A 13,861-nucleotide genomic window follows, 5' to 3' on the forward strand; every position below is an offset into this window, starting at 1 on the left:
TAGTCAAAGTGCCAATACATCAACAACTTCTATTTCGTCCACCGTCGCAAATCGAAACCTTATATTCCATCCATCTAGTTTTACGCCATAAATGCGATCACCGATTTGATCGCGTTGATACGCTGGCCGGGGATCTTGTTGCAACACTTGTTCAATCAATAGAATTGTATTGGGCGCTAATTGGTCGCGAGCTGATTGCCCAAAAACAATGCGCTTGGTTGCAGGTGGAGGACTGTCTGCGTAGCCTCCTTTGGCATCAGGAACGGATTCTGCGTAAGCAAGGTAGGGTTTTATGTCGAGAATAGGCGTGCCGTCCACCAGATCTAAACCTTCCACCGATATACGATTCACTGGCTTTCCATCGACGAAGAGATGGTCAATGGCAATTATTTTCACCAGAGACATTCCAATGGAGTTTGGCCGATAAGTACTCCGAGAGGCAAACACTCCGACTTTTCGATTTCCACCTAATCGGGGAGGGCGAACGAGCGGTTTCCAGCCTTGTTGTTTGGTTTGATGAAATTCAAAGATCACCCAGATGTGGCTAAATTCACCCAACCCTCGAACAGCTTCGGGATGGCCACATTCTCCCACTAAATCACAATGACCGATTGCTGCTTTGGCCAACCCAGGTTGGCGAGGTACTGCAAACTTTTCGAGATATGGGGAACGAACGTAGCCGATAGTAATCATGGCTGAGATTGACTCGGAACCGCCAAAGCGCGGGCATAACAGGTGACAAGCGTTAGGCATTGTGGTGATTCTGTGTTGTATTCTGTTTCACACACGTCAATCACGATACCATTGGCTTTGAGATTTGCAGCAGCAATGCGCGCTTGGGTTCTTGCATCTGCTGTGGCCGCCGGCACATCGTTTTCGGCTTGTTGGCAACTCATGCCTTCGATACTGCCGATATTTTTGTAGCCAGATGGGATCTGGTCACTTTCGAACACTTGGACTTGGCTTGGCTTGAAGTACTCGGTAAAATTTTCTTTATCGAGGTTGGTGCTCACATCGTAGTTGTTGGCGCATCCCACCAGCGTTGTCGCGCATGCGAGTAACAATATCTTATTCACATTCAGCTTCCGTACAGTTGCAAAGAGCGATTATTCTGCTTGGGTTAGCTGTATAGCGCAACCATTTAGCAGTGTTTTAATTAAGGAATAGCGTGTTTGAATCAAATCGAAAAGTACTCGTAGGCTCCCTTGTCTTGGCTTTAGTCATTGGCGTGGGGTTGACCCTTTGGGGGCAATCGCGAAAGAGTGCTGAATCACGCGAGGGGATTTTGTTGCCGATGTTGATGGTCCAAAGCCCTTATCTAAAACGCTTTAGAGTTGACTCGTTAGAGCATCAACCTTGGGTGGATATTCAACGCAGTGACAATCGTTGGCTGGTGAATGGCCAAAGTGGCTATCCCGCCAATATGACAGCGATGGCAGAAGTGATTCAGCGACTGTCGCAACGACGTATTTTAGATAGCATGCCTTACGCGGCTGAGTTGCCTAGCGTAGCGACGAATGAATGGGATCAAGAGTCTCCTGCATGGTTGCGTCTAACCTTGATTGGAGCGAGCAATTACCATCGACAAGTGTGGGTCGCTAAGCCTATCAAAAATAGCGAAGGGAACTGGGAGCAATGGGTTCGAGTGGAAAAGGAAGACTACAATTATTTAATTGATGATCTTGTGTTTCCGAGTCAATTCGTTTTGCCTGATATTCAACAGTGGTTAAAACCTATCCAAATAAAATTGTCAGATTTTTCTCGTTTTACCGTGAGCATTGAAGATGCAGCTCAACATCAATGGGTATTTAAAAACGTAAAAGGGCAATGGCTCGAGTCAACATCAAGTGTTATTTCTGCGCCCATAATGCCTGATGATTTGTTTGCTTTACTTTCAGCTGTTGAACCGAAATCGGCTTCATTAAAGCAAGCGGGGTTAAAAGGAAGATTGAGTTACGCTGCAAAAATTTCAAGTGATGATGGCCAATGGATTGAAATTGCATTTTATGAAGATGGCCCCGACACTTGGATTGATATTCGTTCGAGCATTGATTATCAAAATTCTAATGACGAATGGATTCGGTATTTGATTCAGATTTAAATGTCTATTCAGATACAAAAAAGCTCACCGTAGTGAGCTTTTTTGTTAGCCATTAAATCGCCTTAATTAAATTAAGAACTCTTCTAGTGCTTTTCCTGAATCAAGTTGTGCTTGTAAGGCCTTAGGTGTGCGACCTTGGCCAGTCCAAGTTGCTTCAGAGCCATCTTCAAGCCAAAACTTGTATTTCGGTGGGCGAGGAGCGCGTTTTGCTTTTATCGGAGCAGCTGCATCGCCCAACAAATCTTCTTCTGTGATATCGCTTTCAGCCATGAGGGCTTTAATTTTTTCAATTTGCTCGAGGCGTTCTTTTTGTTGTTCAAGTTCTTCGGCTTCTTGTTCTTCAACTTCAACAATTAAAGCTTCAAGTTTTTCCTTGAACTCAACAAGACGTTCAGAAGATTCGCCACGCAAAGCCGCACGTAAACGGCGGGTATTACCTAAAATGTCAGCAATGTCACTCATAAGTGTTCCTACTAGTAATTAAGAGAGCAATAAAAATTTTGAATTTTAATTTCCTTTAGATTGTATACCGGAGCTGAAATAATTCCAATAGTTTGAATTAGATTGATGAATAAAATATAAAGGAAGAGATGCAAAAAAGCCTGCAAAATATTGCAGGCTTTTGAAGAGATTATATCGAATGTTAGAAAGCGTAGTTATATTGCGCAGAAAACAAATATGCGTTTACTTTATCCAATGTTGCATCGAGTGTTGTAATGGGGCTTCCATCAACGAGAAACTCTTCATGAACAGATTCTTTACGACCATGAATAAATGCAGCGCCAACGTCAATACTCGATGACTTATCCAACTCATAGGTGAAGCCTGCAGTAAACCATTGGCGTGAGGTGTCTGGAATTGAAATCGTACGATATTCATCTTTGACGGGGCTATCGTCATAGGCGTATCCGCCTCGGATGGTCCAATGCTCATCCATGATATAGGTGAGCCCTAATGAAGCGCGCCAAGAGTGCTCAAAGTTTTCTTCCTTCAATAATATGTCATCACCGATGGGTGTCGTCTCATCGAAATCAACGGTGAGTTCTTCGAATGTTCCCCACCCTGTATAGTTGAGGCTAGCTTGCACTGACCACTGGTCGTCCATTCGATGATTCACTGCGAATTCTGCCAGAGCGGGTAAATCTAGGCCTAAACTGCCTGGAACATTCGACATCTGAAGCAGATCTGAATTGAAGTCGCCTTCCAAGTCTACATTCACCTCTGAACGATAGGTCAGTCCAATATCTGTATCTGGCGTTGGAGCCCACAATAGGCCGATATTCCAACCCCAGTCCCATCCGTCTCCGGAAACATCACCAATTTTAGCGCCGCCGGGAATCTGTGGAAGATTAGGTAACTGAGCACCATCAGGTAACTGGGGATTTAGCCCATTTGCAATGCTGTTATAAGCGCCGTATGCGGCGTTGTCATCATTAAAGTAAAGTGGCGTACTTGAGCGAATGCTGCCATCTGCGTATACGGCATTCACGCCTAAACCGATAGATAGCTCTTGGTTGACCTGATATGAGATATTGGGGTTAATATTAATCGTGATGAGCTCGGTTTTTTGGCCGTATTCTGTGGCATTGAAACCTTCCGAGAATTCGGTGCTTAAGCCAAAATTTGAAAATGTGGCTAAACCCACATGCCAGCGCTCGTTGATTGGCACAATGACGGCGAAACTGGGAACAACTGCGCTTGGCGCAAAATCTTCTGCATTTGCGGGGCGCTGCGAGTCGACCGATGGTAGTTGCTGACCTGAAAGCCCAGAAGCTATAGGTGCTAGGGTATTGTAGCCTTCAGCCAAGTGATTGGTGGTGGTTCCTTTGAGATCAACTGACGGATTTATATACGTCAGTTGGCCGCTCATAGATATTGTGCCAAAGCGGCTCATTGCCGCAGGGTTACGGGCCAAGATTGAGGCGTTTTCAACGGTGGCAGCTTCACCTGCAAATGCTCGGCCTAAACCATTGGCACTGTGCTCGTGAATTTGAAATCCAGCAGCGATAACTTGGGGCGATAGTATAGAAAATGCACAACCTACAGCGATTGCACAAGGTGTCGATAAAATTTTCATAGTGTTTTAATTGTATTGTTGTTGTAATAAATAATAACCAGCACTCGCAGTGTATTGTTCTAATAATGTTTTGCAAGATGACATTGGGTAATTCTCGAATACTTTGCAAAATATCGAATTTATAGGGTGGAATAGCGGTGTTTTTGCAACATTTTGTTAAATTTTGTCAGCTTTCAACACATCAACTTATGGCTTGCTTAAGGCTCCGCCAAGATATATTCATGATTGAACAAAATAGCCTCTATCGCGATCTTGATGGGTATGACGAGAACGCTTGGCACCTTATGCTATTTGATCAACAAGCACTCATCGGTTATGCCCGCTTGGTGCCTCCGGAACGTCCTGGTGATGTGGTGAAGTTGGGCCGCTTAGTGGTGGCCAAAAATTATCGCAAGCAAGGTGTCGCGCAACAAATGATGAAGACCCTCATTCAGTTCAGTAGCAAGGATTTTCCCAATTCAGACATCACGTTATCTGCGCAAATTCATTTAACCGAATTTTATTCGGGGCTTGGGTTTAAAGTACGGGGAGAGTCATATGATGATGGCGGCATTGAACACGTTGACATGTTCAAAACCGCCTAGAAGGTAGGGTTAGATAGGGCCCCAATTAATATTCTCTTCGAGGGTTTGTTCAAGTTTTTGAATGTGTTGTTCAGATTTTCCAATGACAACCAACCCTGTGGTGCCGTGCACGAATACTTGACCTTTGAACTGACCGTCGGAAAAGTGCTTGGACACTTCTTTAAAGTCATTCACGTTGGGTACAACAAACACCGTCACGCGCTCATCATTCACGCCCATTACCAGATGCAAGCTGCGCTTTCCCTTAAAATCACAGTGGTTTGCATAGTACACCGGTGCAACCGCTTCGGTTAGGTGTGCGCCATAACCCGCAAGTTTGGCATTGACTTGCGATAATGTGGCATGTTCATTTACGTCGCTCAAAACTGCTGGCTCATGATACACATGCGCCAACGCGTAATTAGCAAGTTCTGAATGGGGTTGAGGCCAAAGCGCAAACGTTGCTGTGACCACCAAAGTGATACTTGCCGCCATCGCAAATATCCATTTCCGAGTTTGATGCTGCTCTTTATGCTGGTCGAAGCGTTGCTTGAACAATAGCTCATCGGCTAGGCCCTCTGGCACATCCACTGCGAGTGCTGCAGCTATTTTATCATCAAACGCTTTCATTTCAGCCACTTGAGATTGGCGCTCACGACTGGTTTGTATGGCTTCCTTCATTGCCGCATCGTTGTCATACGGATCGGCAATCAGCCGTTTACGGAACTCTAAATCATCCATTGCTGTGCCTCCTATTTGAGATTTGGCCTTCCAGTGCTTCTTTTAACTGATTTCTGGCTCTGAAGAGCCGCGTCATTACCGTGTTTTTGTTCAGGCCAAGTTCTGCTGCTATTTCTTCGCCAGTATAGCCGCCGATAATTTGCATCATCAGTGGTTCTCGATATTCCGGTGCAAGCATTTGCATTTGTCGACGTATCAACTGCTGTTCCATTTCAGCTTCTGCGCTTAAAGTGGCGGTATCTGATAGCGTTACATCGTCCATGTCGACCAAATCAAACTGCTTACGTTCAAAGCGACGCGCGTTTTCACGCCGTAAAATAGTGATGAGCCAAGACTTTGCAGCTTTGGAATCTTTCAAGGAGTCGAGGGATTTCCAAGCTCGCAAAAAAGTTTCCTGAACCAAGTCTTTCGACACTGTACTATCCTGACAAAGCCAGTAGGCGTATCTGTACATGTCTTTATGAAACGCTTTAACAAGGGCTTCATAGCGATTTTGTTTTGTATTCATATCCGATAAGACCGGGATGGATTCATTTTTATTTCGCACGAATTACAATTTCCTTGCGTTTGACGAAGTTCACAGTTCGACTAGAACTTGATCCAGTTCAATATTCTGTTTTCAGTCAGGCGTATTATTCAAATTAAGTTAAGGAATCCGGTGACCCAATGAGTCAAAATCTTTCAGAAAAAGTTCATGAATCTCAAGCTTGTTGCTGCGTAGATGTTGGTTCAATTTTGGACAACAGCGACACAAAAGCAAGTCAAACGGCATTGTGTGCAAATGAAACAGAAGCGAAAGCACTGCTTGAAGTTTGGCATAAAAGCGCCGTAAAAGCTTCTTCTGAACCCTTTGAAATGACTCATCAAATTGATCCCGTACAAGACGGTGTTCAATTATCAGTGGAGTTCACTTTTTCGTGTCAAGCTGAAGCACTTATTTTTCAGCTCGGACAGCGATAACGATTCTCACAGCCTCTCCAGCACTTTTTGGGCATACCTAGTATGCCCCTTTTTTTGCCTGAATTTTGGCTATTCTATAGTGCCAACGTTGATGACGTTGGCGTCTCGGAATGTCCTCAACGATACAATTCAAATGTTTCGGACTTTGCTTTGCCTTGAGACGTTAGTTCATCTCGCATGAATTCAAGGGCCTGCTTCAATTCTTTGCATGACGCGTCGGATGAATCATGGCCGTAGCGTGTGGACTTCACTTTATTGTAAAGCACTTCGACGGCTTTGATATGTTGTGATGATTCGGGGTGTTGCACCAACAAATGACTCAAAGTCGACACTTGATAAGTTTCCTTAAGCCAACGGCGCATAGGCTGACTCAGATCGCCCATTTGTGGTTGTTCGAGTGCCTGAACTAAGTCTTTCCAACTTTCATTTTGCGGGGCTTTTGGCTTCTTCGGTGGGACTTTTATGTGACTAGGCAATATCTGCTTGAGATAACGCACATGAAGCCACCAAGCCAATAGCGTTACGAACCAAAGTACTGAAACGGCAGTGAGCGCCGAGTAAAGCCATACCGGAGCGCGAGTAGGCGTTGCCTCAAAATCTGGCAGTGCGACCTCTGGTTCTCCTGTGGCAGCTTGAGCTGGAAGTACTTCTATTGAGCGAGCTGGAAGTGTCACTTCCGCCATTTGATGGTATCGCGTATCCCAATACTTCAAGGTCACTGGGGGCAAACTTAAAGTACCGGGTTCTGTCGCAATAAATGCAGATGTTTCAACTCGTTGCGTAATGACGCTATTGCCACGATATGTGGTGCTGGTCTCAGTCTTATCAGGATAAACATTCACATTGGTAGGGTACTGAACACCTGAGACGGGAAGCCTATCTTCTGAAATACCATTCGCAGTAATGACAATTTTCCGACTGACAGGTTCGCCCACATAAATACTTGATTGGTCGTCAGATTGCTCTTCGATAGTGATATATTCAGCAGGAATGAACGGTTGTTCTGCCTCATCAGGAATCGGCATGATAAAGAGCTGTTTGTCATCTGATACCACTTGCACTGGTCGTGTTCTGGCATTGTCAAAGAAGCTACGAGCCTGGGCCGTTACGACCGTTCCGGCAAACATGGGCGGGCGCAATGAATACATGCCACTTTCTTCAGCTGATACTGCATATTTGCGGCTAATCACGCGATAGCGTTTACCATTTACAATTTCAATATTGTCCGTGTCTTCTCCCATTTGAGAAAAGTCCAGGCCATCGCCTTCCGGATCGGACAAGCGTCCTCGCTCCAGTTGCACCGATAGGTACAACTTGGTATCCAGCACAGCGACTTGTCCTGGGTAAGCGCGCTCGGTCGACATTTTGTTTTCTATATAGATATCGCGTTGATTGGCGGCACCTTGAGTTTCTTTTGCAACCGTCAGGCTGATTGGGCGAGAAGCAACTCCGTCGTAGCGAAAAGCCGGAATGGTATAGGTTCCAGGCGTGCGAGCAATGAGCACGGTTGTCCAAGTTGTGGAGCGTGAAGTTTTGAAATTTACGCTCTTGGTAGAACGATTCACGTGTGTTTGACCAACCACGAAATTTTTCAACAAAATACTCGTGTCGATGGCATCTCTTGGAATGTCGTCGTCGGCTACAATTTGCAGTACAAATGATTCATTCGTGAGCACTGGGTTTTTATCAATTGTGGCCTCAATGCTGGTGAGGGCTTTAGCCGGAAATGCGACCAGTACAATAATCCATATAAATAAACGATGCATTTACCAAACCTCATCATCGGTCATCAGGCGTCCATCGGCCTGGCGTTTACGATATTCTAATTGCATTTTGTTTCTGAGCAGCACAGCCGGATCGTCTGGCAATGTATTGAGCCGCACGTCCTCTATTTCTTCTGCGTCGGGTGATTCGTCGTCAGTGGGTCGTCCCACAATAGGGCCTTGTTGTTCAGGCTCCGCTTGGGCTGGGTGTTGTTCTGGAGAGCCACTGCCTTGTTGGGAATCTGGTGGAGATTGTTCGGCAAGATCAGGTTGCAACTGACTTTGTTGGGAGTCTTCACTGTTGTCTTGCGCTGACTCTTCTGGCTCAGAGGAGTCTGATTCAGGGGACTCCTCTGAGTCGCTATTCTGATTTTGTGGCTCATCCGATTCATCTTGCTCTGATGGCTGTTCATTTGAGTTTTGTGGTTGGTCTGAATCGTCGTTAGTTTTGTTGGCGTCAGATTCTTGTGGATCATCCTGATTATTTGATTCAGAAGTGTCGTCGGAACTGTTTTCAGAATCTGATGAATTGCTATCAGATTGTTCCGATTCAGAGTTGTCTTGCGACTGTTCTTGTTCACTATTGTCTTGCTGATCTTGCTGATCTTGCTGATCTTGCTGATCTTGCTGATCTTGCTGATCTTGCTGATCTTGCTGATCTTGCTGATCTTGCTGATCTTGCTGATCTTGCTGATCTTGGAGTTGTTTCAACACCTCGATATTGTGCAAGGCATCTTCCATTCCGGGTTCAAGCTCCAAAGCTTTCTCATAGGCGGCGATGGCATCATCAAATTGTTGTTGTTGAGCAAGCGCGTTGCCGAGATTGTAATGTCCGTCAGCACTGCCATCAGTTTGAAATTGTTTTGCCGCCGCTTCGAAATCACCACTGCGATATAGCGCTGCTCCTTTTTGCATTGGGTTTTGATACAGCTCGGCAGCTCGGCCAAAATCCTTATTTTGAAATGCATCATCTGCTTGTTGTGATTTGTTTTTCCACAAATCTTGCCACTCAAATGCATGCGCATGTGGAGGCTGCCAGAACAGCACTAGCACAAACGTGATAATTGCGCCCTTGCGGAATAAAAGTAGCATGAATGGAGCTAGTAAAAGCATTAGATAGGGGCCAAAGTCCTCACGCACTTGGGCTATTTGTTGCTGACGTTCGGCATCGCTCAGAGCAGCCTTAGAGCTAGCTTTTGCCAGTAACTCAATATCACGATTACTACTGCGCATGGTGACTGCAATACCTCCGGTCTCACGCGCTAAACGCTTACTTATATTGTGATTCGCAGTGGGTACAGCTATGCCGCCTGCGTTGTTTTTCAACAATTCGCCATTAGGTAGCTTGATCGGCGCGCCAATTTCGGTGCCCACTTGCATGATATTCAACGTGTAATCCGTTGATTGCAGTAGGGTACTGACCGCTTCCGCTCGTTTTTCTGAAATACCATCAGTGATTAAAATAATACTGCCGCGCTGGTGGCCCGCTTGTGTTAAAAGCTCGATGGCTTTTTCCATCGCGATATCAGGGCGAGAGCCATATGACGGCATAATGTCGGGTGAAAGCGAACCAATAAAGTTATTCAGCGTTTTTCCGTCACCCGTCATTGGGCTGACGACGAAGGCATCACCGGCATATGCGATCAGGCCTGTTTCACCCCCTTTCGTTTCTTTTACGAAGTCGATGGCTTTAAAGCGTAAACGACTGAGCCTGTTCGGCGATACGTCGGTTGACCACATCGAAAGGCTCATATCAAGCACCAACACGCGGGCTTGCTCAGAACTAAATAGAGGACTAGGCAATGTTCTAAAACTTGGCCCCGATAACGCAATAATTGCAATGAGCAAAGCGCTTATGAATAGAGGTGTGGGGTTTTGATGTTTCTCGGGTTTTTGCACCATGCGTGACTGCAAGTGTGGCGAAATCAACGAGTGCCATGAGGTTTTCTTGGGTTTATAAATGACAAACCCCAATGTCAAAATGACCCAAGGTACAAGTGCCCATAGCCAATCTGGGCGAATCCAAACGAAATCAATCATGCGTTAGAGCCTCCCGTTTTGGTTTTTCTAAATTCTCCGTTTTGTAATAAGCGTACGATGAAGAGCAGCACCGATAGACCAAGTGCTGCGGCTAACGGGTAGAAAAATATATCATGCATGGGACGGAAGAAAGTGGAGTCACTTGCCACGGGTTCCAAAGCATCAATGGCACTGTAAACTTCTGCCAAGCTTTGGGCATCTTTGGCTCGAAAGTAACGGCCTCCTGTGGCTTCTGCAATTGCTGTAAGGCCGCGTTCATTGAGGTCACTCGAAGGATTAATGGTTTGACTACCCAACAAAGAGCGCTTCACCATCACTTCAGCACCCACACCCACGGTATAGATGGTGACGTCATATTCTTTGGCGATCTGAGTCGCACGCTCTGGACTGAATTTGCCAGAGGTATTGTCACCATCGGTGAGTAACACCAGCACTTTGTGGTCCGATTTTTGGTTCAACATGTGCTTAACTGAAACACCGATAGCGTCGCCAATGGCGGTCATTCTGCCGACTAAACCAAGCACTGCTTCATCTAAAAACGTAGAGACAGTTTTTCGATCGAATGTGAGAGGGGCTTGTAAATAGGCGGTATCGGCAAACAGCACAAGGCCAATGCGGTCGCCTTGTCGGCGCTCAATAAAGTCACTGAGTACCTGTTTTACGATGGTCAGACGATCCACTGTTTGACCATTGAGATTCATGTCTTTAATCGACATTGATTGTGATAAATCGACGGCCACCATCAAGTCTCTTCCCTCCAGAGGACGACCAATAGGTTCGCCTTCCCATTGAGGGCGGGCCATCGCGGCAATCAGAAGTATCCAGATCACCCAAATTAGAGCAAGCTGCGATCGTTGAGGTGTTACATCTCTCATTTGCCCCGCTAATTGCGTTGCTGTGGGTAAATATAACTTTGCCAATTGTGCGGGCTGAGCCGGTAAAAAGCGTCGAACAACCCAAGGTAGTGGCAGTAATATGAACAGCCAAGGCCACGCAAACGTCATGATTTGGCCTCTTTCTTGGTGATTTTCCAGCTTTGCGCAACCCAGCTTGAGGCGCCTTTTTGGAGGGCTTCAGCATGTTCTGGTGTCATGCTTTTACCTGAATATTGATAGGATTTTAATTGCTCAATCATTGGTAGAACGTGAGCTTTAGCTTGTGTGTCAGTATGTGCGGATAACCATTGTTGCCAAGCTTGACCGCTAAGAGAAGCAACATGAGGTGCTTGACTGTAGCGTAAAGCCACCACTTTCAGCACTTCATTGATAGATTCTGGATTCACTTTGGAACGAGGCCAAGAACGTATTTCTTGGCTTGCTTGCTGAGCATATTCACGGTGTTTCTTTTGCTTGATATAGCGTGTTACGACAACCGCTATGCAGCTGACTAAAACAGCCAACACCGCCCACCAACCCGGGGCGAGTGGAAACCAACCCGACAGCCGGGGTAAATGAATGTCGGCGATCGGTAATTGCTGCTGCGTTGCAACGGTCAAAAAGAGGTTGTAGAAGCTCATAATAAAGCTCCTTGCAACTGTTGTTCGAGCGATATGGCTGCGCTTAATTTGTATTGGTGGCGTGTCACTTGCGAAAGAACTTGTCGGCAGTATTGCTGTTGACGCATTACGCGTTGTTGATAGTCATCTCTAACTGAGTTGTTTGATAAGTTTAACAAACCACTTTCAACACCATCGCTAACGCAAAGGTCGCCTTTAAATTTTTCTGCGAGATGCTGTTCAAGCGGATCAAATATATTGAACGTCATAATTTGATTGTGACGTTTGAGCATCGCTAGGGCTTGCTCGGATTCTGCATCTAAACTTTGAAAGTCGCTAATCACAGCAATCATTGCACCGGTATGGGCATGACGCCTTAAATGTTCAAGTGCTTGGCCTAAGCGGTTTGATGGGGACTGACCCTGCTCGGCCAAATGGTGCTGATGACTGTCTTCAATGGTTTCTAACACGTGTGTCAATCCCTGACGTCTGGCGCGAGCAGGAACTTCGCTAAATTGGTGATCGGTAAGGCATACCATGCCAACGCGGTCGCCCCCTTTAAAAGACGACCAAGCCAAGGCCGCGGCCAGATAACATGCTTGAGTAGATTTTAAATAGAGGCTTGAACCAAAACGCATTGAAGCCGATAAATCTAACAAGATAAAGACTGGGCGTTCGCGCTCCTCTTCATACAGTTTGGTATGGGCTTTGCCCGTTCTTGCGGTAATACGCCAGTCAATAGCTCGAATGTCATCGCCTTGTTGATAGGCTCTGACTTCGCTAAATTCCATGCCTCGTCCCTTCATTCGAGACAAGTATTGTCCGTGGCGGCGCCCCACTAAACGTGGATCGGGGCGCAGCGACAGCAAGCCTGCAAGCGGCTGGCATGCGAGCAAATCGTTCATGGTGATATGAATGCCATCGCCAAGAGTAAGCTGCGCTTGAGCCTCAGACTGATTTTCTGAAGACCACCATTTCATTAGGGTGCAGGTACCTTGTCTAAAATATATTCAACCACTTGTTCTGCGTTGATACCGCTGGCTTCAGCTTGATAACTCAGCAGCAATCGATGGCGCATGACGTTCGCGAACACGGCTTGAACATTATCGGGTGAGACAAAATCTTGGCCTTGTAGCCATGCATGTGCTCGAGCACAACGCTCCAAAGCGATTGTTGCGCGAGGCGACACACCATAAGACAGCCATTGCGCCAATTCAGCGCTGTACTTGGCCGGTTCCCGTGTGGCAACAACAAGCTCGACCAAATAACGCTCTACTATATCTGCCATGTGTAGCGATAATGTTTGCTGACGGGCTTCAAATAGTGTGGCAAGCGGCATAGGCGTGATTCTTACCGGGGCGCTGTGTTGTGCTTCTGCTCGGTTAAGGCGCAAAATTTCTTGCTCAACATCAGCTTTGGGGTAATCCAAAGAAAGGTGCATTAAAAAACGGTCGAGCTGCGCTTCTGGAAGCGGATAAGTGCCTTCTTGTTCAATGGGGTTTTGCGTGGCCATCACCATAAACAATTCGGGCAGAGGATAGGTTTTTCCACCGACAGTGATCTGTTGTTCAGCCATGGCTTCGAGCAATGCTGACTGAACTTTTGCTGGTGCTCGGTTAATTTCATCGGCCAGGATCAGCGGATGAAACAGCGGGCCAGGCTGAAATTTGAATGTGCCATCTTCAGGACGATAAATTTCTGACCCTGTTAAATCGGCAGGGAGTAGATCAGGTGTAAATTGAACACGCTGGAAGTCTCCCTCAATACCTTCTGAGAGAGCTTTAACTGCTCTGGTTTTTGCCAGCCCAGGAGGGCCCTCAACAAGAATGTGACCTTCAGCAAGAAGGGCGATAATCATGTTCTCGACTAATTCGGGCTGACCAATAATTTGAGTGCCCATGTACTCAGCTAAGGCTTCGAATGCTTGTTTCATAATCCTGTTGCGTACTCCGTGTTTGTGAGCAACATTACACTAATTTTTATACCAATGAGGGACTGTAAAGTTTCAAAATATGTCACGTTATGCAAATACGAAAGATTTGTCATATCGAAGTCTCCTGATTTGTTCAAAATCTATACTTTTTGTCACCTAGCACACGCTTGGCGTGGGGAAACACTCAC

At 46.1% G+C, this 13,861-nt stretch carries 15 protein-coding genes; 3 read left to right on the forward strand and 12 right to left on the reverse strand.

Going from position 1 to position 13,861, the window contains the following annotated elements; all coding sequences use genetic code 11:
• Positions 1 to 3: 3 nt before the first annotated feature.
• A complete protein-coding gene (tsaA, locus tag NAF29_RS05905; RefSeq protein ID WP_285817614.1) occupies positions 4 to 693 on the reverse strand; it encodes a tRNA (N6-threonylcarbamoyladenosine(37)-N6)-methyltransferase TrmO in 690 nt (229 codons plus the stop codon).
• Positions 690 to 1,076, reverse strand: a complete 387-nt coding sequence (gene rcsF, locus NAF29_RS05910) for an Rcs stress response system protein RcsF (protein ID WP_251260570.1) — start codon at positions 1,074 to 1,076, stop codon at positions 690 to 692. The genes tsaA and rcsF overlap by 4 nt, the downstream gene beginning before the upstream one ends.
• A gap of 92 nt (positions 1,077 to 1,168) precedes the next feature.
• Between rcsF and NAF29_RS05915 the strand changes: the two genes are divergently transcribed.
• Entirely contained in the window at positions 1,169 to 2,101 is a 933-nt protein-coding gene (locus NAF29_RS05915; RefSeq protein ID WP_251260571.1) for a hypothetical protein, read from the forward strand.
• A gap of 66 nt (positions 2,102 to 2,167) precedes the next feature.
• Here NAF29_RS05915 and NAF29_RS05920 read toward each other — a convergent pair whose 3' ends face one another.
• Both NAF29_RS05920 and NAF29_RS05925 read right to left on the reverse strand, forming a co-directional pair.
• Complete coding sequence (locus NAF29_RS05920; protein WP_251260572.1) at positions 2,168 to 2,563, reverse strand: H-NS histone family protein; 396 nt, start codon at positions 2,561 to 2,563, stop codon at positions 2,168 to 2,170.
• 181 nt (positions 2,564 to 2,744) lie between these two features.
• Positions 2,745 to 4,178: an OmpP1/FadL family transporter gene (locus NAF29_RS05925; protein WP_251260573.1), complete on the reverse strand. Its 1,434-nt coding sequence runs from the start codon at positions 4,176 to 4,178 to the stop codon at positions 2,745 to 2,747.
• Positions 4,179 to 4,399: 221 nt separating this feature from the next.
• Here NAF29_RS05925 and NAF29_RS05930 point away from each other — a divergent pair, with 221 nt between their 5' ends.
• Positions 4,400 to 4,762: a GNAT family N-acetyltransferase gene (locus tag NAF29_RS05930; protein ID WP_251260574.1), complete on the forward strand. Its 363-nt coding sequence runs from the start codon at positions 4,400 to 4,402 to the stop codon at positions 4,760 to 4,762.
• A 9-nt stretch (positions 4,763 to 4,771) separates the two neighbouring features.
• On the opposite strand, the gene NAF29_RS05935 is transcribed toward NAF29_RS05930, so the two are convergent.
• A complete protein-coding gene (locus NAF29_RS05935) occupies positions 4,772 to 5,482 on the reverse strand; it encodes a DUF3379 family protein (protein ID WP_251260575.1) in 711 nt (236 codons plus the stop codon).
• Complete coding sequence (locus NAF29_RS05940; protein ID WP_251260903.1) at positions 5,475 to 5,990, reverse strand: sigma-70 family RNA polymerase sigma factor; 516 nt, start codon at positions 5,988 to 5,990, stop codon at positions 5,475 to 5,477. Before NAF29_RS05940 ends, NAF29_RS05935 begins: the two co-directional genes overlap by 8 nt.
• A gap of 158 nt (positions 5,991 to 6,148) precedes the next feature.
• On the opposite strand from NAF29_RS05940, the gene NAF29_RS05945 reads away from it, so the two are divergent.
• Positions 6,149 to 6,442 carry a YfcZ/YiiS family protein gene (locus NAF29_RS05945; RefSeq protein ID WP_251260576.1) on the forward strand — a complete coding sequence of 98 codons (294 nt, stop codon included), beginning with the start codon at positions 6,149 to 6,151 and terminating at the stop codon, positions 6,440 to 6,442.
• Between the two features lie 116 nt (positions 6,443 to 6,558).
• Here the strand turns inward: NAF29_RS05945 and NAF29_RS05950 are convergent, their stop codons facing one another.
• From NAF29_RS05950 to NAF29_RS05975, 6 genes are read right to left on the reverse strand one after another with little or no spacing between them, the layout of a single operon-like run.
• Positions 6,559 to 8,208 (reverse strand): BatD family protein, encoded by a 1,650-nt coding sequence (locus NAF29_RS05950; protein WP_251260577.1) that lies wholly within the window; start codon positions 8,206 to 8,208, stop codon positions 6,559 to 6,561.
• Entirely contained in the window at positions 8,209 to 10,245 is a 2,037-nt protein-coding gene (locus NAF29_RS05955; RefSeq protein WP_251260578.1) for a VWA domain-containing protein, read from the reverse strand.
• Positions 10,242 to 11,252 (reverse strand): vWA domain-containing protein, encoded by a 1,011-nt coding sequence (locus NAF29_RS05960; protein WP_432763230.1) that lies wholly within the window; start codon positions 11,250 to 11,252, stop codon positions 10,242 to 10,244. Before NAF29_RS05960 ends, NAF29_RS05955 begins: the two co-directional genes overlap by 4 nt.
• A complete protein-coding gene (locus NAF29_RS05965; RefSeq protein WP_251260580.1) occupies positions 11,246 to 11,761 on the reverse strand; it encodes a DUF4381 domain-containing protein in 516 nt (171 codons plus the stop codon). The genes NAF29_RS05960 and NAF29_RS05965 overlap by 7 nt, the downstream gene beginning before the upstream one ends.
• Complete coding sequence (locus tag NAF29_RS05970; RefSeq protein WP_251260581.1) at positions 11,758 to 12,720, reverse strand: DUF58 domain-containing protein; 963 nt, start codon at positions 12,718 to 12,720, stop codon at positions 11,758 to 11,760. The genes NAF29_RS05965 and NAF29_RS05970 overlap by 4 nt, the downstream gene beginning before the upstream one ends.
• Positions 12,720 to 13,676: an AAA family ATPase gene (locus NAF29_RS05975; protein ID WP_251260904.1), complete on the reverse strand. Its 957-nt coding sequence runs from the start codon at positions 13,674 to 13,676 to the stop codon at positions 12,720 to 12,722. Before NAF29_RS05975 ends, NAF29_RS05970 begins: the two co-directional genes overlap by 1 nt.
• Positions 13,677 to 13,861: the final 185 nt, after the last annotated feature.

The organism is Echinimonas agarilytica, from assembly GCF_023703465.1.
Classification (GTDB): Bacteria; Pseudomonadota; Gammaproteobacteria; order Enterobacterales; family Neiellaceae; genus Echinimonas; species Echinimonas agarilytica.

Coding starts and splice junctions, on each gene's coding strand:
- NAF29_RS05970 (WP_251260581.1), bottom strand. CDS start 12,720: ATGAAATGGTGGTCTTCAGAAAATCAGTCTGAGGCTCAAGCGCAGCTT.
- NAF29_RS05940 (WP_251260903.1), bottom strand. CDS start 5,990: ATGAATACAAAACAAAATCGCTATGAAGCCCTTGTTAAAGCGTTTCAT.
- NAF29_RS05930 (WP_251260574.1), top strand. CDS start 4,400: ATGATTGAACAAAATAGCCTCTATCGCGATCTTGATGGGTATGACGAG.
- NAF29_RS05925 (WP_251260573.1), bottom strand. CDS start 4,178: ATGAAAATTTTATCGACACCTTGTGCAATCGCTGTAGGTTGTGCATTT.
- NAF29_RS05935 (WP_251260575.1), bottom strand. CDS start 5,482: ATGGATGATTTAGAGTTCCGTAAACGGCTGATTGCCGATCCGTATGAC.
- NAF29_RS05920 (WP_251260572.1), bottom strand. CDS start 2,563: ATGAGTGACATTGCTGACATTTTAGGTAATACCCGCCGTTTACGTGCG.
- NAF29_RS05950 (WP_251260577.1), bottom strand. CDS start 8,208: ATGCATCGTTTATTTATATGGATTATTGTACTGGTCGCATTTCCGGCT.
- NAF29_RS05955 (WP_251260578.1), bottom strand. CDS start 10,245: ATGATTGATTTCGTTTGGATTCGCCCAGATTGGCTATGGGCACTTGTA.
- NAF29_RS05945 (WP_251260576.1), top strand. CDS start 6,149: ATGAGTCAAAATCTTTCAGAAAAAGTTCATGAATCTCAAGCTTGTTGC.
- tsaA (WP_285817614.1), bottom strand. CDS start 693: ATGATTACTATCGGCTACGTTCGTTCCCCATATCTCGAAAAGTTTGCA.
- NAF29_RS05965 (WP_251260580.1), bottom strand. CDS start 11,761: ATGAGCTTCTACAACCTCTTTTTGACCGTTGCAACGCAGCAGCAATTA.